This is a genomic window from Sphingomonas sp. ERG5 (assembly GCF_000803065.1).
Taxonomy (GTDB): domain Bacteria; phylum Pseudomonadota; class Alphaproteobacteria; order Sphingomonadales; family Sphingomonadaceae; genus Sphingomonas.
The window spans coordinates 36,027-58,260 of record NZ_JSXI01000060.1; the positions used below are offsets into that span (position 1 = coordinate 36,027).

Consider the following 22,234-nt stretch of genomic DNA (forward strand, 5'->3'; position numbering starts at 1 on the left):
ATGAATTTCCGGAACATCTCGGCCTGGTCGATCCGCAACCCGGTACCGTCGATCGTGCTGTTCATCGCGCTGTCGATCGCCGGCGTGTTCAGCTTCATGGGCATGCAGGTCAATAACAGCCCGGACATCGACTTTCCGGTCGCGATCGTCGTCATCAGCCAGCCGGGGGCCGCGCCGTCCGAGCTGGAAACCCAGGTCACGCAGCGCGTGGAATCCGCCGTGCGCAGCCTGCAGGGCATTGACGAGATCAATTCGACGGTGACCGAGGGCAGCTCGCAAACCGTCATCCAGCTCAATATCGGGACACCGATCGATCGCGCCGTCATCGATATTCGCGACGCGATCACCCAGATTCGCAGCGACTTGCCCGACGGCATTCTGGAGCCGCAAATCTATCGCGCGAATACCAGTGGCGACGATCTCGCCAGCTATTCCGCGATCACCTCCGACATGACGATCGAGCAGCTCAGCTGGTATATCGACAATACCGTGAGCAAGGAGCTGCTGTCGGTTCCGGGCATGGCGACGGTCAGCCGTAATGGCGGCGTCAACCGCGAAATCCGCATCATCCTCGATCCGCTCAAGCTTCAGGCGCATGGGCTGACGGCAAGCCAGGTCAACCAGCAGCTCCGCCAGGTCAATCTCAATGCGGCCGGTGGCCGCGCCGAGATCGCCGGATCGGAGCAATCGGTTCGAGTCCTTGGTAACGCCAAGAACGCCTATGAACTGGGTCAGACGCAGATTTCGGTCGGAGGCGGACGTACCGTGCGTCTCACCGATCTGGGCCGCGTACGCGACCTTTATGCCGAACAACGCTCGGCGTCGGACTTTGACGGCAAGCAAGTCGTCACCTTCGATTTCCAGCGCGCCAAGGGGGCGTCGGACGTTGCCGTCTTCCACGCCGCCGAGAAGAAGCTGGCGGACCTGCAGAAGCGCAATCCGAAGGTCCAGTTCAAGCTGATCTTCAACGAAACCCAATATGCCGAATCGCAATATCACAGCGCGATCGAGGCGCTGATCGAAGGTGCGCTGCTCGCGGTCCTGGTGGTGTTCCTGTTCCTGCGCGACTGGCGCGCGACGGTCATTTCCGCGCTGGCCATTCCGCTGTCGGCGATTCCGACCTTCTGGTTCATGGAGTTGATGGGATTCAACCTCAACCAGATGACCTTGCTTGCGCTCAGCCTGGTCGCCGGCGTGCTGGTCGATGATGCGATCGTCGAGATCGAGAATATCGTCCGGCACATGCGCATGGGCAAGACCGCCTATCAGGCGTCGATCGACGCTGCCGACGAGATCGGTCTTGCCGTGCTTGCCACCACCATGGCGATCGTCGCGGTGTTCCTGCCGGTTGGCCTGATGCCCGGCGTGTCGGGGCAGTTCTTCAAGAATTTCGGCCTGACCGTCGTCGCCGCGGTGCTGATGAGCCTGGCCGTCGCGCGCTTGCTGACGCCAATGATCGCGGCTTATTTCCTCAAGGCCTTCGGTCACGCCGAACATGGCGAGGGGCGGCTGATGCAGGCCTATCTCACCACGCTCAAATGGACGCTGCGGCATCGCTGGTCGGCGGTGGTCGGCGGCATGAGCGCGCTCGCGCTGACCGTGGTGTGCTTCTATTTCCTGCCCATGACCTTCCAGCCCGATCAGGATCAGGATGCGACCACCGCGCTGATCGAAATGGTGCCGGGGACGACGCTCGATCAGACCAGCAGGGTCGTCAAGCAAGTCGCCGATATCCTCGCCGCGGAAAAGCCGGCGGTGAAATCGGTCTATTCGCGCTCGTTCGTCGGCAATGGCCGCGTGACTGCCCTGTTCAACAAGGACAAGGGCATGACCAGCACGCAGTTCGAGCAGAAGCTCGCGCCGAAGCTCAATGCGATTGCCGATGCGCGCGTCACCTTCCGCTCGCAAAATGGCTGGGGCGGCAGCGGCCGTGCCTTGACCATCGTGCTGGGCGGCGACGATCCCAAGCTGCTCAACGAGACCGCGATCAAGCTGGTGCGCGACATGGCGAAACTGCCGATCCTGGTCGCACCGCGAATCAGCGGCGATCTGCAGCGGCCGGAAATCGTCATCAAGCCGCGGCTCGACCTGGCCGCCAATCTCGGCGTCACCACGGCCGCGCTGTCGAGTGCGATCCGCATCGCGACGCTTGGCGATATCGATCAGAACAGCGCCAAATTCTCGCTCTCGGATCGTCAGGTGCCGATCCGCGTCGCGCTCGACGCGAATGCGCGCGAACGCCTGTCGACGATCCAGAACCTGCCGGTCGCCACGGCGACGGGCGGCTCGGTGCCGCTCAATGTGATCGCCGATATCGGCTTCGGCGCCGGACCGACCAAGATCGAGCGCGTCGCGCAGCAGCGCCAGATCACCGTCGGCACCGACCTTGCCCCGGGCGTGGTCAGCGGCACGGCGCAAAAGGCCATTCACGACCTGCCGACGATGAAGAATCTCCCGATCGGCGTTGGCGAGCTGGCGCTGGGTCAGACCAAATGGCAGGCGGAGATGATCAAGAACTTCATCACCGCGGTGATTGCCGGCGTCGGCCTGGTGTTTGCGGTGCTGGTGCTGCTCTATCGTCGCGTCCTGCCGCCTTTGGTCAATATGGGGTCGCTGCTGCTGGCGCCGCTCGGCGGTCTGCTCGCGCTGCTTGCCACCAACAACCCGCTGTCGATGCCGGTGTTCATTGGCTTGCTGATGCTGCTTGGCATCGTCGCCAAGAACTCGATCCTGCTGATCGACTTCGCGCTCGAGGAAATCGAGAAGGGCGTGGAGGTCACGACCGCGATCATCGATGCCGGGCACAAGCGCGCCCAGCCGATCGTCATGACCACCGTCGCGATGGTCGCGGGCATGGTCCCGACCGCATTGTCGCTGGGTGGTGACGGATCATGGCGTGCACCGATGGGCATCACCGTGATCGGTGGCCTGACCTTGTCGACGATCCTCACCTTGCTGATCGTACCGGCGAGCTTCAGCCTGGCGGTTGGGATCGAGAAATGGATCGGCCCGAAACTGCGCCGTGGGTTGCTGACCTACCAGCCGGGAGACGACGGCCTGCCGGTGATCGATCATGATCAGCCGCAATTGCCGCCGCGTCCGGCCGGTCGGATTGCCGGACCCCAGCCTGGTGACGATCTGCCGCATCCAGCGGAGTAAATGCGCGATGTGGGCGTTAAAAGCTCTTCACACTTGAACAATCCCCGGTTTCGGGGATTGTTTCACCCATGAAGCTGCTCGCCCGTGCATCCCGCAACGCAGAAGCCGTGCCTGTCGGGCTGCGCCGGATGCGAATCGTCGCGACCGGATTGCTGGTCGCGATGGCGGCATTGTTCCTGGCGACGCGCGCGCTCGACAATGTTGCGGGATTCGGGGGGCATCCGGCGCTCGGCTTTGTTCGCGCCTTTGCCGAGGCGGCAATGGTCGGTGGTCTTGCCGACTGGTTCGCGGTCACTGCCTTGTTCCGCCATCCGCTCGGCCTGCCGATCCCGCACACGGCGATCATCCCGCGCAACAAGGATCGGATCGGCGATACGCTGGCGCAGTTCCTGCGCGACAATTTCCTCATCCCCGGGGTGGTCGCACGGCGGATGCGGCAACTGGACGTCGCTTCGGCCGCCGGGCGCTGGCTGGCCGCGCCGGCCGGGAGCGAAGGCCGGTTGCGGCGTGGCGCGTCGGGTCTGGTTGCGAACATGCTCGAATCCTTCGATCCGCAGCGGCTGGGCGGCATGGTCAAGACGGCGATCGGGCAACGCTTGCGCACGCTCGAAATATCACCGCTGCTCGGTCAGGCGCTGACCGCCGCGATCGCGGAGAAGCGCCATTTGCCGCTGCTCGACGGGATCATCCGCTGGGCGGCGCAAGTGCTCAGTTCCAACGAGCATCTGGTGCGCGCGATGGTGCATGAGCGCGCCGGGTCGCTGCTGCGCTGGACCGGGCTCGATGAAACGCTGGCCGACAAGATCATCGCCGGGCTCGACGGACTGGTCAACGACATGGCCGAGGACCCTCAGCATCCGCTCCGCGCCAAGGCGGAGGAAGGGTTGGAGGTGCTCGCCTATGACCTGCAATATGATCCGAAGATGCGCGCGCGGGTCAAGGCGCTGAAGGCCGATCTGATCGACAATCCGGCGATGCAGCGCTGGCTCGATGGGATGTGGGAAAGTGCCCGCGCCAGCCTGCTCAAGGTCGCGCGCGACCCCAATGCCGCGATGAGCGGCAAGTTTGGCGACATGTTGCGGCAATTGGGCACGACCTTGCAGGAAGACCCCCGGTTGCGCGCAACCATCAACCGCTTCACGCGCAGGGCCGCGGTAGGAATGGCCGCGGATTATGGCGATGGCATCGTCCGGCTGGTGTCGGAAACGGTCCGTGGCTGGGATGCGCGCACGATCACGCGGCGCCTGGAAAATGCCGTCGGGCGCGATCTGCAATATATCCGCGTGAACGGCACATTGGTCGGCGGGCTGGTCGGGCTGGTCATCCATGCCGTGGATACGCTGTTTTGAGACACAGGGTTTTAAGACTGGAGGTCTTGAGACGGGAGGTCTTGAGACGGGGGTTCCTGAGATGCGGGGCTCCGCGACCTGCGGCGTTACCAGTCGAGGATCGCCCAGCCCCTGGCGGTGGCCAGCGTGCGAAGCGGGCCATGCGGGTGGACCGCAAACGCCGTGTCCGCCCAGTCGAGCGTCGGCGCATCGGAGACATGATCGGAATAGAAGCGAATCTCCGCATCCGCGCGCTCGATGCCCTGGGCGGCGAGCCATGCCTTGATCATGCGCAGCTTTGCCGGGCCGTAGCAATTCTCCCCGTCGATCAGTGCTCGCAGGCGCCCATCCGCGGTCTTGCGCGATCCGGTCGCGATCACCGCGTCGAACCCCAGCCGCTCGGCGATCGCGGTGACATAGAAATGATAGGAGGCGGTCGCCATGACCAGCCGATACCCCGCCGCCCGATCGGCCTCGATTCGCGTGCGCGCGCCGGCGAACAGGCCCTGGGCGATGATGCGGTCGGCGAATCGCGCGGCGGCGTCGGCGGCGTCTTCGGAAGACATCGTGCCGCCGATCAGCAAACGCTGAGTCACTTGTTTCAATCGCGCCCGGTCGAGCAGTTTCAATCCGTAGGCGCCGACCGCCAGGCCCGCGACCGGCAGCAGGGCCAGCCGCCACGGCGCGTACGCGCGCGCCGCGCCGATCAGGAAGCCTGTCCAGGTCGGCGCGACGGTAATCGTCTTGTCCATGTCGTAAATGGCGATGCGGTGCGTGGCGTTACTCGGCATCCTGTCGTCCTACACAGCATACGTCTTGCCGATCCAGCGCGATTGCACCAAGGATGGGCCGGATGAACGCACAGGCCGCCTTCACGCACGAACGCGCCGGTGACGGCGACATTCTGCGCTTCTCCGGCAATCTATCCCTCGCGCGCATCGGCGATCTGCCGGAGCGGCTGCGTGCCTATTCGGGGCCGGTCGACCGACTCGACCTGAGCGATATCGAACGCATCGATACGGTCGGCGCCTGGGTGGTGCATCGCTTCGCGATCGAACATGACGCGAAGATCGAGGGGCTCGACGCCGATGGCGAACATCTCCTCGCCCAGGTCAAGGCGGCCGATCAGAATGTCTCGATGCGCCCGGCGCATGTCGGCAGCTTTACCCGAGTCCTTGGCGAAATCGGCCAGGCGACATCGATCGCGCTGAAAACCACTGTCGGCCTGCTCGGCTTCATGGGCGCGACGGTGATCGCGCTCGGCACGGTCATCCGTCACCCGAGCCGTTTCCGTTTCAACGCGACGGTGCAGCGTTTCGAAGTGGTCGGCGTGTCCGCGCTCGGCATCATCGGGCTGATGAGCTTCCTGATCGGCATCGTGATCGCGCAGCAAGGCGCGGTGCAGCTGCGACAGTTCGGCGCCGAAGTGTTCACGATCAATCTGGTCGGGCGGCTGACGCTGCGCGAACTGGGCGTGCTGATGACCGCGATCATGGTGGCGGGACGATCGGGTTCGGCCTTTGCGGCGCAGATCGGCACGATGAAGCTGACCGAGGAAATCGACGCCATGCGCACGATCGGCGTCTCGCCGATGGAGGCGCTGGTGCTGCCGCGCACGCTCGCGGTGGTGCTGATGATGCCGCTGCTCGGCTTCTATGCCTCGCTGATCGCGATGATCGGCGGCTGCCTGCTATGCTGGGTTTCGCTTGGTATCCCGCCGGTCACCTTTATCCAGCGCATTCGCGAAGTCGTGCCGATCACCGATCTGTATGTCGGGCTGGTCAAGGCGCCGGTGTTCGGGGCGATCATCGCCATTGCCGGCTGTTTCCAGGGCATGATGGTCGAGTCCGACGCCGAACAGGTCGGCCTGCGCACCACATCGGCGGTGGTGCAGGCGATCTTCCTGGTCATCGTGCTCGATGCCTTTTTCGCGGTCTTCTTCACCTGGTTGGGGTGGACATGAGCGCGGCCCAGACATCCGAAACGGTCATCACCGTCCATGGGCTGAAGAACAGCTTTGGCGATCAGCTGGTTCATGACGGGCTGGACCTCGAGGTCCGGCGCGGCGAGATTTTTGGCGTGGTCGGCGGATCCGGTACCGGCAAGTCGGTGTTGATGCGCTCGATCGTCGGTCTGCAGACCCCCGATGAAGGCGAGATCACCGTGTTCGGTGAGCCGACGATCGGTCGCGATGAGACCGAGGCAGTCGATATCCGCAAGCGCTGGGGCGTGCTGTTCCAGGGCGGCGCGCTCTTCTCCACGTTGACGGTGGCCGAGAATATCCAGGTGCCGTTGCGCGAATTCTATCCCAGGCTCGACCCGTCGCTGCTTGACGAGATCGCGGCGTACAAGGTGGTGATGAGTGGCCTGTCCGCTGATGCCGGACCCAAATATCCCGCCGAATTGTCGGGTGGCATGCGCAAGCGCGCCGGCCTGGCGCGCGCGCTGGCGCTCGATCCCGAATTGCTGTTTCTCGATGAGCCGACCGCCGGGCTCGACCCGATCGGCGCGGCGGCGTTCGACGAACTGACCAAGGGGTTGCAGAAGACGCTGGGCCTGACCGTATTCCTGATCACCCATGATCTCGATACGCTGTACGCGATTTGCGACCGGGTCGCGGTGCTCGCCGACAAGAAGGTGATTGCGGTGGGCACGATTCCGGAGCTTCTCGCGTTGGACCATCCATGGATCCAGGAATATTTCAACGGCCCGCGTGGCCGCAACGCGACCGCATCGGTCAAACGCGCGGCAGATGAGCGGGCGGCTGGGCAGGAACAAGACGAACAAGCACAAGACGAGCAAGCAGGGGCTAGGCGCTGATGGAAACCCGTTCGAACCATGTTCTGGTCGGTGCCGTGGTGCTGATCCTGCTCGCTGTGCTGGCGCTGTTCACGGTGTGGATCGCGCGCCTCAACGGCTCGGCCGAGAAGGAGTATGATATCTTCTTCAAACAGTCGGTCGATGGTCTCAACAAGGGATCGGCGGTGGCCTTTTCGGGCGTGCCGGCGGGGCAGGTGAAGGAGATCTCGCTGTGGAAGCCGGACCCGCAGTTCGTGCGCGTGCGCATTTCGGTCAATGACGACACGCCGGTGCTGGAAGGCACCACCGCGACCATTCAGGGCGTCGGCTTCACTGGCGTCAGCCAGATCCAGCTCGACGGCGCGGTCAAGAATGCGCCGGCGATCAGCTGTCCGAAGCTCGAGCCGGAGAAATCCTGCCCTTATGGCGTACCGGTCATCCCCCCCAAACAGGGCGGCCTGGGCGCGATCCTCAGCTCGGCGCCGCAATTGCTCGAGCGCTTTTCGACGTTGACCGAGCGGCTGACCGAGATGCTGTCGGACAAGAATCAGAAATCGATCACCGGTATCCTGGCCAACACCAACCGGCTGACCGGCGCGCTGGCCGATCGCGGCCCTGAGATCGCGGCGACGCTTGCCGAGACGCGCCTTGCGATCAAGCAGGCGGGCGACGCGGCACAGCAGGTCGGCCAGCTTGCCGGCTCGACCAACGCGATGATCAATGAGGATGTCCGCCCCGCGACGCAGAATCTCAGCAAGGCGGTCGCCGCCGCGCAACGCAGCATGGAATCGCTCGATGCCGTGATCAGCGATGCGCGTCCCGGGGTGCAGGCCTTTTCGAAGCAGACCATGCCGGAAGTCGGCTTGCTCGTCCGCGATCTGCGCCAGATGTCGGCCGCGCTGACCTCGGTTGCCGAGAAGATCGACCAGGGCGGTGCCGGTGCACTGGTCGGTTCGCCGAAACTTCCCGACTATAAGCCCAGCAAGTGAGGCGCCCCATGAAGAAGCCGCTTATCATCGCCGCCCTGCTGCCGCTGTCCGCCTGCATCAGTTTCGGCGCCAAGCCGCCCCCCGTGTTGCTGACGATCAGCTCGGCATCGGCCGTACCGATCGGACAAGTGCAGGATTCGTCGAAGAGCGCGACGATCACCATCCTCGTGCCCGTGGTGTCGCAGGCGCTCGCCACCACCCGCGTGCCGGTGCAGGCAAGCGACACCGCGATCGCTTATGTCGCCAAGGCGCAATGGGTCGAACAGCCCGCCCGCTTGTTCGCGCGATTGCTGTCCGACACGGTCGGTGCAAAGACCGGGCGCGTGGTGTTGAGCAATGCGCAATCCTTCGCCGATCCCGGCGCACGCCTGTCGGGCGAATTGCGCGGCTTCGGTGTCGATGCGACGACCAAGGAAGCCGTGGTGACTTATGATGCCGCGCTGATCCGCGGGCCGGCCAGCGCAGTCGAGAAGCGCCGCTTCGAAGCGCGCGTCCCTGTCGCCGTGGTCGAGGCGAGTGCGGTCGGTGTCGGGCTCAACCGGGCGGCCAACCAGGTTGCCGGCGAAGTCGCCGACTGGGTCGGACGCTGAGCGTCAGCGCGCCGGCGCGGGCCGCGTTGCCAGCGGCACTTCGCACAGTTCGACGCCGCCCGATCCGATCGTTGGCGGCGCGGGATTTTCGCGCAGCTTGATGTAGGCGGCGAAGCGCGCATTATCGGTCGAGCGATATTCGAACTTCGGTCGCTCGGCGGCGGGAATGTCGCTGGCCAGCCGGACCGAGACGATCCCCGACCGTTCGGCTTCGGTGGCATAGACACCCATCGCCGCATCGCTGCGCGGCAGGGCCGAGAGATATTTCATGCCCTCGATGATTCGTCCGACCACGGTGTAGTTGCGGTCGAGCCGCCGCGCCGACTGGCCGATCGGCGTGAACAGTTCGGCACCGCTGCCGGTATCGGGAGACGGTCCGCGGGCGACGCCGACCATGCCGTAGCAATGCGTCAGCCACGCCGCCTTGCCATTCGTCGCGATCGGCCAGCCATCGGCGCTGAAACCCGATGCGGTCGAGTGCGAATCCGCTTTGGCCAATCGCTGCGCGACGGTGAAACCGGCGATCTCATATTCCGCTGCCGGTGTCTCGACCACGCCGGCCGGGAGCTTTTTCGTCTCGGTCGCATCACCCCATTGCGCGACCCAGTTTTCCTGCACGCGGTACACGCTTGCCGCGTCCCACCAGCCGGCTTTGACCAGCGTGCGGATATTGGCGACATGCTCGGGCGCGTAACGCGCGGCGAGCCGGATCACCACCTTGCGGTTGCCGCTCAGGGTCATCACCAGCAGTTCATCGTCGGGGATCGCGCGCCAATCCTGCGCGGCGACGTCCGACGGCAATGGGGCCGGCGATGTGGGCGGTGCGGCCTGGGCCAGGACGAGCAAAGGGAGCAGGGAAATCAGCATGGCCGTGAATGTGCACGGAGCATGACGGCGATGCAATCGCTCACGGGTTGCGCGGCGCCGCAACAGGCCCTAGGGCAGCGCCTTCCTGTCCGGGAAATGCGGAGCGGTGGCCGAGTGGTCGAAGGCGCTCGCCTGGAAAGTGAGTATACGCCAAAAGCGTATCGAGGGTTCGAATCCCTCCCGCTCCGCCACATACTATTGAAATTAAACGATGATTTCCCGATTGGGGGTCGCCGTCCACCCTCTTGTCCGCCATAAATTATTTGCTTGGATGTGGGCGTTGATGGGCGTTTTCGTCATGCCGGGGGCATCCCCAAATAAGTCATCACGGCCTTCGTTGCTGCATTTTTTGCGAGTTCGACCGCCGCCTTGCCGCCTTCGGTGGCAACGTAGGTGCCCGCTTTCGCCAGCCATCCTTTGACCTTTTCGCCGTATCCTTTGTCTGCACCTTCGGCCTTGTCGGCGCTGATGGCGCTTTCGAGTTCGGTAACGTGTGTTTGATCCACGCCGATCGCGGACAGCGCGCTGGACAGCGAAAAGAAGTCACCTTGCACGACGGTCTGTTCGCCGATGAACTGAACATTGCCTGCGATCGTAGGCGAAATGATGTTGTTGCCGCCATATATGATGGTCTGCACGGCGTTGTTCACGGCTTCAGGAGGCGCGGCCTGCGAAGACGGTTCGGCGTCTCCTAGCTCTTTCTGCAATTCCAACGCGAATTGAAGGATGCGGGTGCGAACGGTGTCCAACAGGCCGTTCACCGCGTTGATCGGGATTTCCTGCCACGCCCGATTTAGGTGCCAATCGGTGCTGAACTTTTTGCTGTAGAAGGCCACCAAGTCTGCGGGCCATTCCAGCATCACCCGCCCATTCGGTTCGCCCACGACCAAGGTTTCGAGGGATGCGATAGTGCCTAGCAGCGACGCGCTTGTGGCCCACCATTGATGCTCTTTCTGCATCACGCTCGCTTGTAACGGCTGATCGTTCATTTGGCCGACGATGCTAACAAACACGCCTTTCGCGCTAATGTTCATCTGACGATAGGGCGGTAGCTGGTCGTCGCCGTCGTACCCGTTCAACTCGTGAAGCACCCATGTCTTCAATTCGTCATTCTGAAGCCGTTCGCCGACGATCAACAGTTTGCGAAGCAACGTCGCGAGCTTCACGTTGTCGTCAATCGCCCCATCTACGATATCGCCAACGATCCCCACGCTCTTATCCAATCGTCATTCGACCGGCCTGTATATCGGTGCGGTAACGACCCAATGGAAGCCCGCCGTGTGGCAACCAATCGCGTGGTAGCTACACCGCCAGCGCCTGCAACGGCGCCGTTCGTTTACATCGGCGATTTTGGTTGGCAGAAGACGGCGTGCCAACGGTGATCCTGCTCCCTTTCGGTGTGTTCTTCGCCTGCTGCATTTTGCAGTTTTGGTATATGAAAAAGGTGCGGGATGCTTTGATTGATCGACATCCCGAAGCCTATCTTGCCGCCGGAAAATCGAGCATTTTTCCAATGCAGGGCATGGAGAAGTTCACGAGAGGAAATGGCTATAAAGAGCTTAATGACGAAATATTGAACCGACATGTCCGCAATCTTAAGCGACTTAAGATCGTGGCGTACGCGTCTTGGGCTATTTATGGCATTTGTCTTTTCACCATGCCATTCAGTGCGCCAAAACTCTCTGTTTCACTCGCTAATGGGTCTTTTTCGAATAGTTGTTGCGGGATGCTTGTTTTGAAAGACGGGCATATGATCGTGTCTAAGCAACAAATCAGTTACGTTGTCGAGAGCGACAAAGAAGGCCCGTATGTTTTGCCATCGTTTTATGTGGGTGCCTCTTCGCGCGGATTTGTGGTGCGTGAGAAGGGTTTTTCATTGAAACTGCATTTCAATGATGCCGCTCGACCTAGCGAAATTGAACTGATGGATGACAGCGACGGTAGCACGTTCACGTTTCAGCGGCTGAACGACAAATGATTGGTTCGGCGGAACCGAGGTCCGCAGCGCCAAGCCTGTCCAGGCGCAGCGCCCCAGCCGGGTTGACCATGATCTCGATGACGCGCGGATCGGCCAGCGCCTCGGCGATTGCCGGCCCCGTCGCGGTGCGCGGCATCGCACGCCGACGGTCCGCGGAAATGCCGCCGGTCACTGGCCCGGCTCCGTGACGCCGATAGCCCCGCGCCCGGCGGCTGTCTGTCGACCAACTTGTGCGATGAAGGCGTCGAGCCGCTTGGCGGCGATGGCCCGACCGGCTTGGTCGTTCTCGGCGAGCGGCGCATCGATCGCGAGTTCGTATCGGACGAACAGGGCCAGCGTTTCGAGCTGGATATGACTATCGCGCTCCAGCCTTCCGATCGCGGCGGTAACCCGCGAAGCCGACCTGCCGCTGCGATGCTATCCGGGGGAGCGCGCTCTCAGGCTATCGTAAAATCCAACCCAATATCGGCGGCGGGGGCCGACTGAGTCGGCCTCCCGACGCTCACATAGGTCACGCCTGTTTCGGCAATACCGCGGATATTTTCGAGCGTGACTCCACCCGACGCCTCAGTCGGTACGCGGCCCCCGACAAGAGTAACCGCACCGCGCAGCACAGCGGGCTCCATATTGTCGAGCAACAAGTGCGTCGCACCCGCCGCTATGGCTGGTTCGATCTGGTCTACCAGATCAACCTCAACGCTGATCTGCGTGATACCGGCTGCTCTCACAGCGCCTACCGCCTGCCCAATGGACTGAGCCACCGCAATATGGTTGTCCTTTATCATCACGGCATCCCATAATCCCAAGCGATAGTTCTTCGCTCCGCCTGTGCGGGTGGCATATTTCTCCAGCAGGCGCAGACCGGGAGTGGTTTTGCGCGTGTCAAGGAGGACCGCTCCAGTTCCCTCGATCCGACGAACATAATCGCGCGTCAGGGTCGCGATGCCGGTCAGGTGCTGCACCACATTCAAGGCCGAGCGTTCGGCGGTCAGCAAGGCTCGCGCATTGCCCCTGAGCCGCATCAATTCCGTGCCGGGTGGCACCTCTTCACCTTCGGCGACCAGCAACTCGATTTTCACATCCGGGTCGAGTGCCTGAAAAAAAGCGGCCGCTATGGGTAAGCCCGCCACGACAATCGCGTCCCGACTGCCCATCACGCCAGTGAAAACGGCATCGCTGGGAATTACGCTTTCGCATGTCAGGTCATGCCCGCCAGCGCCGGGAGGCCCGCCCAAATCTTCGGAGAGTGTCGCGACGACGAAGGCGTCAACATCGAAATCGGGGATAAGGGTCATGGCAGTTCGTTGTTTTCCCAAAGCATCAATATGCATGAAGCCCTCATGCCTATCATGCAGCGCTATCGCGGTCGGCTTTCATTTTCCAATGAGTGCCCGCTGGAGAGGCCGGCCATTGCAAGCGCAGGCAGCGTCAGAAACGTGCCGCCGCCGAGGAGCATGCCTCACGTCCGGTATTCGGCGAACTTCGCGCCGTCCGCCTCCAGCGGGAGGTCCAGTCCATTGGCGAGGTAAGATACGGTGCGATAGAATCCCGCCAGCATGATGATCTCGAGTATCTGATCATCGCCATAGTGCGTGCGCAGATTCCCGAACTCCTCGTCGGTGAGCGTCGCGCGCTCGTGCAAAGCGTCCACGGTGGCGATCAGCGTGGCCTCTGCCGCTGTCCAATGGCCGGCATTCGCGGGCACGGCCAGCAACTCGGCAATGTCGATCGCGGTGATCCGCGCCTTCTCCGCGAACTTCGCGATGTGCACGCCCCATTCGTATTCGCAGCCGGTCCGCGCGCAGGTTCGGTCAATCACGATCTCTCGCTCGCGCAGGGTGAGGAGTCTGCCGTCCAGGAGTGAGCCGGCCCTGAACTTTGACCACGCCCGCTCGCTTGATGCCATGGTTGTGAAGAGGAGGAGTGGGGCGATTCCAGCCGGCATGATGGCGTCGAACGACTGCTGGACTGGGCTGGGATAGGGTTGTTGCAGGGGTGAGATGCGTTGCACGGCCGCCTCCATGTGCTATCGAAACGGTAGCAACAAATATATGCTACTAAAATAATAGCAACGAATAATTTCGAGGAGTGTCGTCTTGGTCGATCAAAAACTGGACCCGACCGTTCGCAGGCCGATCATGGCGCTGCTCGAACTGCTCGGTCGACGCTGGGCGCTACGCATCTTGTGGGAACTGCGGGATCGACCCCTCACTTCGCGCGCGTTGCGGGCGGCCGCCGAGATATCGCCCACGGTCCTGCAGTCGCGCGTAAACGAGCTGCGCGAGGCCGGAATAGTGACCCATTCGGCCGGGGAAGGCTATTTACTGACGCCGCTCGGACACGAGATGCTTGAGGCCTTCGCGCCGCTACATAGCTTCGCCGAAAAGTGGGCCTCCGCGCAAATCGGCCGCACCAAGCCGGAAGCCTGACGCCGGACGGCCAGCTCCGTCAGCCATGCGGCGACTGTCATATACTGATCAAGCTCTCGTCCTTTGGATAAATTCGCTACGCTCAGCAGCTGTTCCGCTTTGAGTTCGGCGCACGCTGATCAAGCCAATCCGTCATCGCGATGTCACGCAAAGGGACAATAGGGTCGGTTTTTTATCGGTGGCTAGACTCAGTGATATGGGAAGCGCGTGGAAAAGGGCCGCAGGTCGCAGATAACCGCTTGGCTCGCCTCCGGGGCGCTGCATCTCCTGTTAGCGGCGGCGCTGATGCTGGTGCTGCGTCCCGGGGGAGAGCGCCATGCAAAGACAGGCGGACAACCCTTGGTCGTCAGCCTCTTGCCGCTCGATGCGCAGGAAGCCGGTGGTCAACCGCCAACGGCATCGGGCGAGACAAGGCCGATGCCAGCGACGCAGCTGTCGCCGCTCGTCCCGAAACAGGCGCGCTCGCAAGAGGCGACCAGTCATATCGCCGCGCCGTCGACGGTCGAGCCGGGGACATCCGGCGACCTAGCGTCTCGGGTATCGTCCGGTGCGGATGCCCAGACCTATCAGCAGGCATTGCTGGTCCATATCGAACGCTATCGCCGCTATCCCGATTCCGCGCGCCGCGAGCATGTGGAGGGGGTGGTTCTTCTGCGCTTCCTGATGGACCGGAACGGCAAGGTCCTCGACGCCTGGATCGACCGCAGTTCGGGGTTCACCATCCTCGATACGGAAGCGGTAGCGGCGGTGAAGCGTGCTCAACCCTTGCCGGTGATCCCTGCCAGCCTGCCCGACAGGCTGGGCATCGCGCTGCCGATATCATTCAGCCTGCAGTGACTGGGGGCGATCGGCAGGTCGGCGCGAGGCTGGCTGGCCTCCTTCTCCTGGCACTGCCCGGCGCGGCGTTGCTGCCCGCACCGTCTTTCGCTCAGTCCGATGCCCAATTGCCGCAGCAGCATTATGACATTCCCGCCCAACGGCTGGACACCGCGCTCGCGCGTTTTGCGCAGATCAGCCATGTCGACATCATCTATGACGACAATCTGGCCGCAAACCGGCGGTCGGCCGCGGTCCTTGGCAGCTTCACGCCGCAACAGGCATTGGCGCGGCTGCTGGTGGAGACTGGCCTTTCGTCGCGCTTCACCCGGTCCAACGCGGCGCTGGTCTATGCTCCGCGGTCAGGCCCTTCGATCGGATACCGGCCCGACAGTGCCGATCCGGTGCTGACGCTTGATGTCATGCAGGTGCGGTCGACGCCGCTTGTCGGCACGCCGCCCAGGGCATCGTTCGACGCCTATGGACGGCACGTGCTGACGACGATCGATCATTTGCTCCGTCCCGATGCGGCTCAGGGCAAGCGTACCTACCGCGCCGTGATGCGCTTGTGGATCGGTCGGGACGGTGCGGTGGAGCGCCTCGATTTCGCCCAAGGTAGCGGTAACAAGCTGGCTGATCAGGAGATGATGACCGGGATCGCGGCGCTGCAATTCGGTCGGCCGCCAGTGGAGATGCCGCAGCCGATCCGCGTCCAGATCGAGGCCCGATAGATGGTGTCGCGCCATGGAGTTGCCGCGGGCCGGGGCGGGAAGCGGCCATGACGGACGCGATCCGCGCCGTGCTGCGTCGCTCGCTGCGCACGAGCTACCGCGACCTCATTCAGAGGCTGACGCGAAAACTCGGATCGCCCGACCTTGCGCAGGAAGCGCTGCACGAAACCTGGCTGCGGCTGGAGCGGCCCGGCGCGTTGAGCGACGTCGCCAATCCAGAAGCCTATCTCTACCGCTCCGCGCTCAATGCCGCCACCAACATCCGCGTCTCGGAAGGCCGTCGGCTGAACGCCATGGAGATCGAGGTCGCGCTGGATATCCCGGACGAGGCGCCGGGCCCCGATGTCATCGCTGAAGGGCGAGCGGATTTTACCCGCCTCGAACGGGCGCTGGCCGATCTTCCCGAGCGTCAGCGCGCCGTACTCTGTGCCTCGCTGCTGGAGACGATTTCCTATGAAGCCCTTGCCGCGCGGCACGGCGTGACCGTCCGCACGATCCATAGCGATATCCGGCATGCGGTCGAGCATTGCGCCGATCGGCTCGGGGTCGAAACAATTTTCACTTTCGACCGTCGTCGATTGTCTAGGAAGTAGAAAGGTGCGCCATCGTGAGACTTCCGCCCCGCCATCTTCTGCCCCTGACGGCGCGCGCGTGAACGGAGCCGATGGCCCCCGCACGCCGATGACGCCGCTTGCGCGGGAGGCATTGGATTGGGTCGTCCATATCAGTTCGGGCGCGGCGACCGTGCGCGATGCGACGACCCTTGCGGCATGGCGTGCCAGCAGTGCCGAGCATGAAACGGCATTCCGCGAGGCGGTGCGGGTGCGCAGCGGCTTGCAGTCGATGCTTGAAGCCCGCGAGGCCGAACGGCGGGAGGCGGATAGGGTGATCGAGTTTCGGCCGCGCCACGGGCTCGTCAGCCGGCGCGCCTTCGTCATGGGCGGCGCAATCGCGGCATCGGTCGCCGGCGCGGTCATGGTCGCGCGCCCGCCGCTGGATCTATGGCCTTCCTATGCCGAACTGATGGCCGATTACCGCACCGCCCCCGGGGAGCGGCGCACGATCGGCCCGGTGGCGGGCGTCAGCATTGAAATGAACACGCGCACCAGCATCGGCAAGCGGTGGGACGGCGACGGTATCGACCTGATCAGCGGCGAGGCATTCGTGACCATCGCGCGGGACGCCGCATTCACGGCTGTGGCGGATGGCGGCGTTGTCACCGCGTCAAAGGCTGAGTTCAATCTCCGCAATATCGACGGACAGGTGTGCGTGACCTGCATGGCGGGCCAGGTAACGGTGGCGAGCGGCGACGCGCGCGCGGATTTGTCCGCCGGCCATCAGCTCATCTATTCCGCCCACGGCTTTGGCGCGGTCGAACAGACGAATGAGAGTACCGCGACGGGGTGGCGGTCCGGTTTGCTGATCTTCAAGGGCGAGCCGCTCAGTCAGGTCGTGGCCGAGATCAACCGCTATCGCGCGGGCCGGATCGTGCTGACCGACGGCAGTCTTGCCCGCCATCCCGTCAGTGCGGTGTTCCATCTCGATCAGATGGCCAATGCCGTCACCCAGGTCGAGCAATTGCTCGGTGTTCGCGGCACCCATCTTCCGGGCGGCGTGGTCCTGATCGGCTAGGCGCTGGGATGGCGGAAAGTTTTTTTTCAGAAATCCGCGACGCCGATTGTCTCCTCATTGAAGGGAGTGCGCCATGGATCAAGCCACGTCGGAACTGAACGGGTCCCGAGCTGATCGCGTTGCCACGGCCCGGCCCGGCAATGCCGGGGTACTCCCCTTTGCCCGTGCCGTGAACGAGGCGATGCGGCACGTGCAGGATGATCATGGCAAGCCCTGGGATGCGGATCGGCTTGCATCCGCCGTTGGTGTCACGGGACCGACGTTGCGCAAGAATTTCAAGGCCAGTCTCGGTGTGACCGTGACCGAATATGTCTCCGCGGTGCGGCTGGAATGGGCCCATGAGCGCTTGTCGAGCGGGCGCGAGTACCGATCCATTGCCGACCTTGCCATCGCAGCGGGTTTTCGCAGTTCGACAATGTTCACGCGCGCTTATCTGCGCCGCTTCGGCGAGGCACCCAGCCGGACACGGGCGCTGTCGGTCCGCGTGATGACTTGATCCGCAGCTAATAGAAGCTGCATTGCAAATATATCTTCAGATATTGTGCAGTTATATCGCACGATATGGTTCAATATTGTGAATAGTTCCGATGTATTTTCGTTTCGTAGGCTATAGCCTGACGGAGCGTGATGGCTATTTATGCCAGAGTGATTGCAATCAATTGTAATAGAATTGACGCTATACCCGTACAATACCGGCAAAAGCGTGAAGCTGATCTAATATATAGCCAGTTCATGCTTGAGTCTCATTCGCGGGGCATGCCAAGGGCGCGGCGACAAACGGGGCGCTGCGGTGCCGCATCGCGGCTGAAGCCTGTTGCGCACGTCGATGATTCTGTCCGTCGCCCGGCTTTGAGCCGTGGCGGCCGATGGCGGGGGACATGATTTTGATGAGGGCAAGGGATCGATGGCGCGGGTGCGCGAGCGTCACGGCGCTCGCCATGATGCTGGGCCTGGCGCCGGTGCCGGCATGTGCGTTGGGCGTGGCGGAACAGGACGCCGCGCCGTTGGCGCCCGCGGCGGCTGAGGTGAAGCCCTTCGAGATTCGCGCCTTTGCGGTGCGCGGGAACAAGGTGCTTTCGCCCGACAAGGTGGAACGCGCAGTCTATCCGTTCACCGGGCCAGGCAAGACGCCGGCCGATGTCGAGAGCGCCCGCGCTGCGTTGCAAAAGGCGTTCGAGGATGCCGGCTATATCGCCGTGTCGGTGTTCATTCCCGAACAGGGAACCGAAGGCGGCCTGATCAGCCTTGAGGTGCAGCCGCAGGCGATCGGCCAGGTGCTGGTCGAGGGTGCGAAGAATCCCGATGCGATCCGTGCGCAAGCGCCGTCGCTGACACCGGGCAAGACGCCGAATCTGCCGGCATTTCAGCGCGACGTAGTCGCGATGAACCAGCGGTCGAACCGACGGGTGACGCCGGAACTGCGCGCGGGCACCGCGCCGGGAACGCTCGATGTGCTGTTGAAGGTCGAGGAGAGCTCCGCCTTCCACGCGTCGACCGAGATCAACAATTTCTCATCGGCGGCGACGACCGACCTGCGTGTCTCCGGCACGCTGCGCTACGACAATCTGTGGGGGCGCGGCGACAGCCTGTCGATCTCCGCGCAGACCGCGCCCAGACGGCATAATGACGGCACGGTCCTGTCGGGCAATTATATGATGCGGCTGGGCAGCGGCACGCAGTTGCTGCTCTACGCCGTGCATTCCGACAGCGACATTGCGGTGGTCGGCGGCACCAGCGTCATCGGCAAGGGCAATATCTTCGGCGGACGGCTGATCCGGTCGCTCGGCACCGGAGAGGGTTTCTACCATTCGCTGACCATCGGCGTCGACTGGAAGGATTTTCTGGAAGACCTGCGCCTTGGCTCGGATCGCAACGCGATCCCGATCAAATATCTGCCGGTGACCGCGTCATGGCGGGGCGACTGGAGCAGCGACAAGCAAACCTCCAATGTCACCCTATCCGGCATATTCGGCACGCGCGGTATCGGCACGGGCGGCGGCTTCTCGTCCGATGGCTGCGTGAAGGATCTCGATCACTTCGATTGCAAGCGCTTTCAGGCGAAGCCCAATTTCGTGATCTTCAAGGGCGAGGCCGAAAGCACGGTGGATGTGTTCCGCAGCTTTCAGGTCAATGCCCGCCTCTCCGGCCAATGGTCGCCCGACCCGCTCATTTCCAACGAAGGTTTCAGCCTTGGCGGCATGTCGAGCGTGCGGGGTTATTATGAGAGCGAGGCGCTGGCCGATTATGGCTTTGCCTATCAGACCGAGCTGCGCTCGCCGAATCTCGCCTCGCGCTTCGGCAAGCCGATCGACGAACTGCGCTTCCACGCATTCTGGGACATGGGCTGGGGCGGCATCCATCAAGCGCTCCAGGCGCAGGATGATCGCTTCCGGCTGATGACGCTGGGCGTGGGCGGGCGGGTCAGGCTCTTCAAATATTTCAACGGTGCCGTCGATGTCGGCACGCCGCTGATTTCCGCACCGGACAGCAAGTCCGGCGATGTTTTCGCACGCTTCCGCATCTGGGGGGAATTCTGATGTCTCTGATCAACCGCATGAAACAATGCGTCATTGGGGGCGTCATCGCCGCCGCGGCGCTCACCGCTTTCGCCACACCGGCTTATGCCTGGTGGGAGCCGGGCTATGCCTATCGCACGAAGATCAACCTGAACGCCGCGGCGGCGGGGATCACGGGTGAGGTCGCGCGGGCGCCAGTGCTGGTGCGGCTGCACACGGGTAATTTCAGCTTCAAGGATGTGAAGGCGGACGGGTCGGACCTGCGCTTCGTGGCGGGCGACGACCGCACGCCGCTGAAGTTCCATATCGAGAAGTGGAGCCCGGCCGAAGAACAGGCGCTGATATGGGTCGATGTGTCGGGGATCAAGCCCGGCGCCGCACAGGCGATCTATGCCTATTATGGCAACAAGGATGCAAAGCCCGGCCAGGATGCCGCGGGCAGTTTCGGCGGCTATAAGGCGGTCTATCATTTCGACGCGGCCGGTGCTCCGCGCGATGCGACCGCCAATGGCGCGAACGCCAGCGGCGGTGAAGGGCGCAATGCCGGTGGCCTGATCGGCCAGAGCCTGAAGCTCGACGGTACCGCGCTCAGCCTGCCGGCGTCGCTGTTCAGCGCCGGCCCGCTCAGCACCAGCTTCTGGGTCAAGCCGGGCGTAGCGGACGGCCAGCTCCTGACCGTGCCGGGCAGTGCCTCGCTGGTGCTGGCCGGCGGCAGGCTGTTCCTCGAGGTGAGTGGTCAGCGCAGTGCAGGGACACCGCTTGCCGCCGGTACCTGGGCACATGTCGCGCTCAGCTCGGACGGTACGAAGACAAGCCTGTTCGTCAACGGCCAGCCCGCCGGCGAAGTAACCGGTGCGCTGACTGCTGCGACCGGCCCGGCATTGCTGGGCCAGGGCTTGACCGGCGAGGTCGATGAGGTGCGCGTCGCGGGCACGGCCTTGCCGCAAGCGGCATTCCAGCTCGCGGCAGCGAGCGAAGGGCAGGGCGCCAAACTGCTGACCTTCAACACCGCCGAGCAGACCGAGGCCGCCGGACATAATTATTTCGGCATCCTGTTCGCCGCGCTCACGCTCGATGCGTGGATCGTGATCGGCATCCTGGCGGTGATGCTCGCAGTCGCGATCTGGGTGATGATCGCCAAGGGACTGCTGCTCGCGCGCGTCTCGGCCGCCAATGACGACTTCCTCGATGCCTATGAACAGGCTGCCAGCACCAGCACTGGGCATGACGGGCTTGGTGATGTGAAGGCCGGGGGGGCGACCGGCATCTCCAGCCTGGCCCGGCTCTATCAGATCGGCCGCCGCGAACTCGACCGCCGTTTGCGCGAAGGCCGTGCGAGTGGCAGCCGCTACGCGATCCGCGCGCAGTCGATCGCGGCGATCCGCTCGGCACTCGATGCGGGGCAGGTGCGCGAGAGCCAACGGCTCAACCGCCAGATGGTACTGCTCACCATCGCCATCTCGGGCGGACCGTTCATCGGTTTGCTCGGTACCGTGCTCGGGGTGATGATCACCTTTGCCTCAGTGGCGGCGGCCGGCGAGGTCAACATCAACGCCATCGCCCCCGGTATCGCCGCGGCACTGCTCGCCACCGTCGCCGGCCTTGCCGTCGCGATCCCGGCGCTGTTCGGCTATAATTATCTCCTCTCACGCGTCGAGGAGATCAGCGCCGACAACCAGATCTTCGTCGACGAGCTCGAAAAGCGCATCGCGGAAACCTGGCAGGACACAGACGGCCCCACCCCAACCGCCATCGCGGCCGAATAGGGGGATCGGGCGATGCAGATCCAGGGCAAGAAGCCGTATAACGAGATCAACATCACGCCGCTGGTCGACCTGACCTTCGTGCTGCTGATCATCTTCATCCTGCTGACCACGGCAGCGGTGCAGGGCATCAAGGTCGATCTTCCCAGCGCCTCGGCGGCGAAGACGCTCGACAGCCCCAAGTCGCGGGTGATCGCGGTTGCCAATGACGGCACGGTATCGATCGATGCCGTCCCCGTGTCGATGGCCGAGCTCGAGCAGCAGCTCCGCTCCAGCATGGCCACCACCCCCGACCTCGCCGTCATTCTGCGCGGCGACCGGGCAGTGCAATATGACCAGATTATGCAGGTGCTCGACCTGTGTTCGAAGGTCGGCGTGCCGAGCCTCGGCATGGCCGCGACGCGCCCGCCCGGCGGCGCCTGAGCCATGGCCGCCGCTACCCTTGATGGGATGGACTTTGGTCATCGTCGGCGCACGCGCGGCCGCCATGGCGCGCGCTGGCTGGTCGTGGCTGGCATCGCGCTCGCCGGGTTGATCGTCGCGGTCACCTTCCTGCGCGGCATCACGGTCACCGAACGGCCCAACGAGATGAAGACCACGCGAGTGATCCTCCCCCCGCCACCGCCGCCGCCACCCC

The 22,234-nt window shown here is 63.5% G+C and carries 21 protein-coding genes, 1 tRNA gene and 2 pseudogenes; 18 read left to right on the plus strand and 6 right to left on the minus strand.

Annotated features, from left to right (window positions below; translation table 11 throughout):
- Complete coding sequence (locus OO12_RS19285; RefSeq protein ID WP_034160368.1) at positions 1-3,159, plus strand: efflux RND transporter permease subunit; 3,159 nt, start codon at positions 1-3, stop codon at positions 3,157-3,159.
- A gap of 68 nt (positions 3,160-3,227) precedes the next feature.
- A complete protein-coding gene (locus tag OO12_RS19290; protein ID WP_034160369.1) occupies positions 3,228-4,508 on the plus strand; it encodes a DUF445 domain-containing protein in 1,281 nt (426 codons plus the stop codon).
- An 86-nt stretch (positions 4,509-4,594) separates the two neighbouring features.
- Here the strand turns inward: OO12_RS19290 and OO12_RS19295 are convergent, their stop codons facing one another.
- The gene (locus tag OO12_RS19295; RefSeq protein ID WP_235364890.1) at positions 4,595-5,278 is read right to left on the minus strand and encodes an HAD family hydrolase; all 684 of its coding nucleotides are present in this window, start codon (positions 5,276-5,278) and stop codon (positions 4,595-4,597) included.
- 62 nt (positions 5,279-5,340) lie between these two features.
- Here OO12_RS19295 and OO12_RS19300 point away from each other — a divergent pair, with 62 nt between their 5' ends.
- The 4 genes from OO12_RS19300 to OO12_RS19315 are packed head-to-tail and all read left to right on the plus strand — an operon-like array spanning position 5,341 to position 8,865.
- Positions 5,341-6,450, plus strand: coding sequence for an MlaE family ABC transporter permease (locus OO12_RS19300; protein WP_034160370.1), 1,110 nt, complete (start codon positions 5,341-5,343; stop codon positions 6,448-6,450).
- A complete protein-coding gene (locus OO12_RS19305; protein ID WP_052216065.1) occupies positions 6,447-7,307 on the plus strand; it encodes an ABC transporter ATP-binding protein in 861 nt (286 codons plus the stop codon). The genes OO12_RS19300 and OO12_RS19305 overlap by 4 nt, the downstream gene beginning before the upstream one ends.
- The gene (locus tag OO12_RS19310) at positions 7,307-8,275 is read left to right on the plus strand and encodes an MlaD family protein (protein WP_034160371.1); all 969 of its coding nucleotides are present in this window, start codon (positions 7,307-7,309) and stop codon (positions 8,273-8,275) included. The genes OO12_RS19305 and OO12_RS19310 overlap by 1 nt, the downstream gene beginning before the upstream one ends.
- A gap of 8 nt (positions 8,276-8,283) precedes the next feature.
- Complete coding sequence (locus OO12_RS19315; protein WP_034160372.1) at positions 8,284-8,865, plus strand: ABC-type transport auxiliary lipoprotein family protein; 582 nt, start codon at positions 8,284-8,286, stop codon at positions 8,863-8,865.
- Between the two features lie 3 nt (positions 8,866-8,868).
- Here the strand turns inward: OO12_RS19315 and OO12_RS19320 are convergent, their stop codons facing one another.
- On the minus strand, positions 8,869-9,732 hold the full coding sequence (locus OO12_RS19320; RefSeq protein WP_034160373.1) for a peptidylprolyl isomerase: 864 nt from the start codon (positions 9,730-9,732) through the stop codon (positions 8,869-8,871).
- 100 nt (positions 9,733-9,832) lie between these two features.
- On the opposite strand from OO12_RS19320, the gene OO12_RS19325 reads away from it, so the two are divergent.
- Positions 9,833-9,923: transfer RNA gene (locus OO12_RS19325), tRNA-Ser, on the plus strand.
- A gap of 105 nt (positions 9,924-10,028) precedes the next feature.
- Here OO12_RS19325 and OO12_RS19330 read toward each other — a convergent pair.
- Entirely contained in the window at positions 10,029-10,943 is a 915-nt protein-coding gene (locus OO12_RS19330; RefSeq protein ID WP_034160374.1) for an AbiTii domain-containing protein, read from the minus strand.
- A 143-nt stretch (positions 10,944-11,086) separates the two neighbouring features.
- Between OO12_RS19330 and OO12_RS28940 the strand changes: the two genes are divergently transcribed.
- A complete protein-coding gene (locus OO12_RS28940; RefSeq protein ID WP_200887517.1) occupies positions 11,087-11,710 on the plus strand; it encodes a hypothetical protein in 624 nt (207 codons plus the stop codon).
- Between the two features lie 28 nt (positions 11,711-11,738).
- Here OO12_RS28940 and OO12_RS28190 read toward each other — a convergent pair.
- The 3 genes and pseudogenes from OO12_RS28190 to OO12_RS19345 all read right to left on the minus strand — a co-directional run.
- Positions 11,739-11,846: pseudogene (locus OO12_RS28190) on the minus strand (P-type conjugative transfer ATPase TrbB); the annotation flags it as partial.
- Between the two features lie 301 nt (positions 11,847-12,147).
- Positions 12,148-13,041: a carboxylating nicotinate-nucleotide diphosphorylase gene (gene nadC, locus OO12_RS19340; protein ID WP_443024583.1), complete on the minus strand. Its 894-nt coding sequence runs from the start codon at positions 13,039-13,041 to the stop codon at positions 12,148-12,150.
- A 128-nt stretch (positions 13,042-13,169) separates the two neighbouring features.
- Complete coding sequence (locus OO12_RS19345) at positions 13,170-13,733, minus strand: carboxymuconolactone decarboxylase family protein (protein WP_235364891.1); 564 nt, start codon at positions 13,731-13,733, stop codon at positions 13,170-13,172.
- Between the two features lie 73 nt (positions 13,734-13,806).
- Between OO12_RS19345 and OO12_RS19350 the strand changes: the two genes are divergently transcribed.
- The 10 genes and pseudogenes from OO12_RS19350 to OO12_RS19395 all read left to right on the plus strand — a co-directional run.
- Positions 13,807-14,139 (plus strand): winged helix-turn-helix transcriptional regulator, encoded by a 333-nt coding sequence (locus tag OO12_RS19350; protein WP_034160377.1) that lies wholly within the window; start codon positions 13,807-13,809, stop codon positions 14,137-14,139.
- A 207-nt stretch (positions 14,140-14,346) separates the two neighbouring features.
- Positions 14,347-14,976 (plus strand): energy transducer TonB, encoded by a 630-nt coding sequence (locus OO12_RS27085; RefSeq protein WP_052216067.1) that lies wholly within the window; start codon positions 14,347-14,349, stop codon positions 14,974-14,976.
- A complete protein-coding gene (locus OO12_RS28695; protein ID WP_052216068.1) occupies positions 14,973-15,686 on the plus strand; it encodes a secretin and TonB N-terminal domain-containing protein in 714 nt (237 codons plus the stop codon). Before OO12_RS27085 ends, OO12_RS28695 begins: the two co-directional genes overlap by 4 nt.
- Before the next feature lie 47 nt (positions 15,687-15,733).
- Positions 15,734-16,279 (plus strand): RNA polymerase sigma factor, encoded by a 546-nt coding sequence (locus OO12_RS19365; RefSeq protein ID WP_034160378.1) that lies wholly within the window; start codon positions 15,734-15,736, stop codon positions 16,277-16,279.
- Positions 16,280-16,337: 58 nt separating this feature from the next.
- Entirely contained in the window at positions 16,338-17,318 is a 981-nt protein-coding gene (locus tag OO12_RS19370) for a FecR family protein (RefSeq protein ID WP_160296850.1), read from the plus strand.
- A 73-nt stretch (positions 17,319-17,391) separates the two neighbouring features.
- On the plus strand, positions 17,392-17,814 hold the full coding sequence (locus OO12_RS19375) for a helix-turn-helix transcriptional regulator (protein ID WP_034160380.1): 423 nt from the start codon (positions 17,392-17,394) through the stop codon (positions 17,812-17,814).
- 442 nt (positions 17,815-18,256) lie between these two features.
- Positions 18,257-19,855, plus strand: coding sequence for a ShlB/FhaC/HecB family hemolysin secretion/activation protein (locus OO12_RS19380; RefSeq protein ID WP_034160381.1), 1,599 nt, complete (start codon positions 18,257-18,259; stop codon positions 19,853-19,855).
- On the plus strand, positions 19,855-21,600 hold the full coding sequence (locus OO12_RS19385) for a DUF2341 domain-containing protein (RefSeq protein ID WP_052216069.1): 1,746 nt from the start codon (positions 19,855-19,857) through the stop codon (positions 21,598-21,600). Before OO12_RS19380 ends, OO12_RS19385 begins: the two co-directional genes overlap by 1 nt.
- Before the next feature lie 12 nt (positions 21,601-21,612).
- Entirely contained in the window at positions 21,613-22,020 is a 408-nt protein-coding gene (locus OO12_RS19390) for an ExbD/TolR family protein (protein WP_034160382.1), read from the plus strand.
- 27 nt (positions 22,021-22,047) lie between these two features.
- Positions 22,048-22,234 (plus strand): annotated as a pseudogene (locus OO12_RS19395) (TonB-dependent receptor); the annotation flags it as partial.

Bases quoted from the DNA above. Each gene is read 5' to 3' on its own strand.
- OO12_RS19285 (WP_034160368.1), top strand. From the start codon at position 1: ATGAATTTCCGGAACATCTCGGCCTGGTCGATCCGCAACCCGGTACCG.
- OO12_RS19290 (WP_034160369.1), top strand. From the start codon at position 3,228: ATGAAGCTGCTCGCCCGTGCATCCCGCAACGCAGAAGCCGTGCCTGTC.
- OO12_RS19295 (WP_235364890.1), bottom strand. From the start codon at position 5,278: ATGCCGAGTAACGCCACGCACCGCATCGCCATTTACGACATGGACAAG.
- OO12_RS19300 (WP_034160370.1), top strand. From the start codon at position 5,341: ATGAACGCACAGGCCGCCTTCACGCACGAACGCGCCGGTGACGGCGAC.
- OO12_RS19305 (WP_052216065.1), top strand. From the start codon at position 6,447: ATGAGCGCGGCCCAGACATCCGAAACGGTCATCACCGTCCATGGGCTG.
- OO12_RS19310 (WP_034160371.1), top strand. From the start codon at position 7,307: ATGGAAACCCGTTCGAACCATGTTCTGGTCGGTGCCGTGGTGCTGATC.
- OO12_RS19315 (WP_034160372.1), top strand. From the start codon at position 8,284: ATGAAGAAGCCGCTTATCATCGCCGCCCTGCTGCCGCTGTCCGCCTGC.
- OO12_RS19320 (WP_034160373.1), bottom strand. From the start codon at position 9,732: ATGCTGATTTCCCTGCTCCCTTTGCTCGTCCTGGCCCAGGCCGCACCG.
- nadC (WP_443024583.1), bottom strand. From the start codon at position 13,041: ATGCATATTGATGCTTTGGGAAAACAACGAACTGCCATGACCCTTATC.
- OO12_RS19345 (WP_235364891.1), bottom strand. From the start codon at position 13,733: ATGGAGGCGGCCGTGCAACGCATCTCACCCCTGCAACAACCCTATCCC.
- OO12_RS19365 (WP_034160378.1), top strand. From the start codon at position 15,734: ATGACGGACGCGATCCGCGCCGTGCTGCGTCGCTCGCTGCGCACGAGC.
- OO12_RS19375 (WP_034160380.1), top strand. From the start codon at position 17,392: ATGGATCAAGCCACGTCGGAACTGAACGGGTCCCGAGCTGATCGCGTT.
- OO12_RS19380 (WP_034160381.1), top strand. From the start codon at position 18,257: ATGATGCTGGGCCTGGCGCCGGTGCCGGCATGTGCGTTGGGCGTGGCG.
- OO12_RS19385 (WP_052216069.1), top strand. From the start codon at position 19,855: ATGTCTCTGATCAACCGCATGAAACAATGCGTCATTGGGGGCGTCATC.
- OO12_RS19390 (WP_034160382.1), top strand. From the start codon at position 21,613: ATGCAGATCCAGGGCAAGAAGCCGTATAACGAGATCAACATCACGCCG.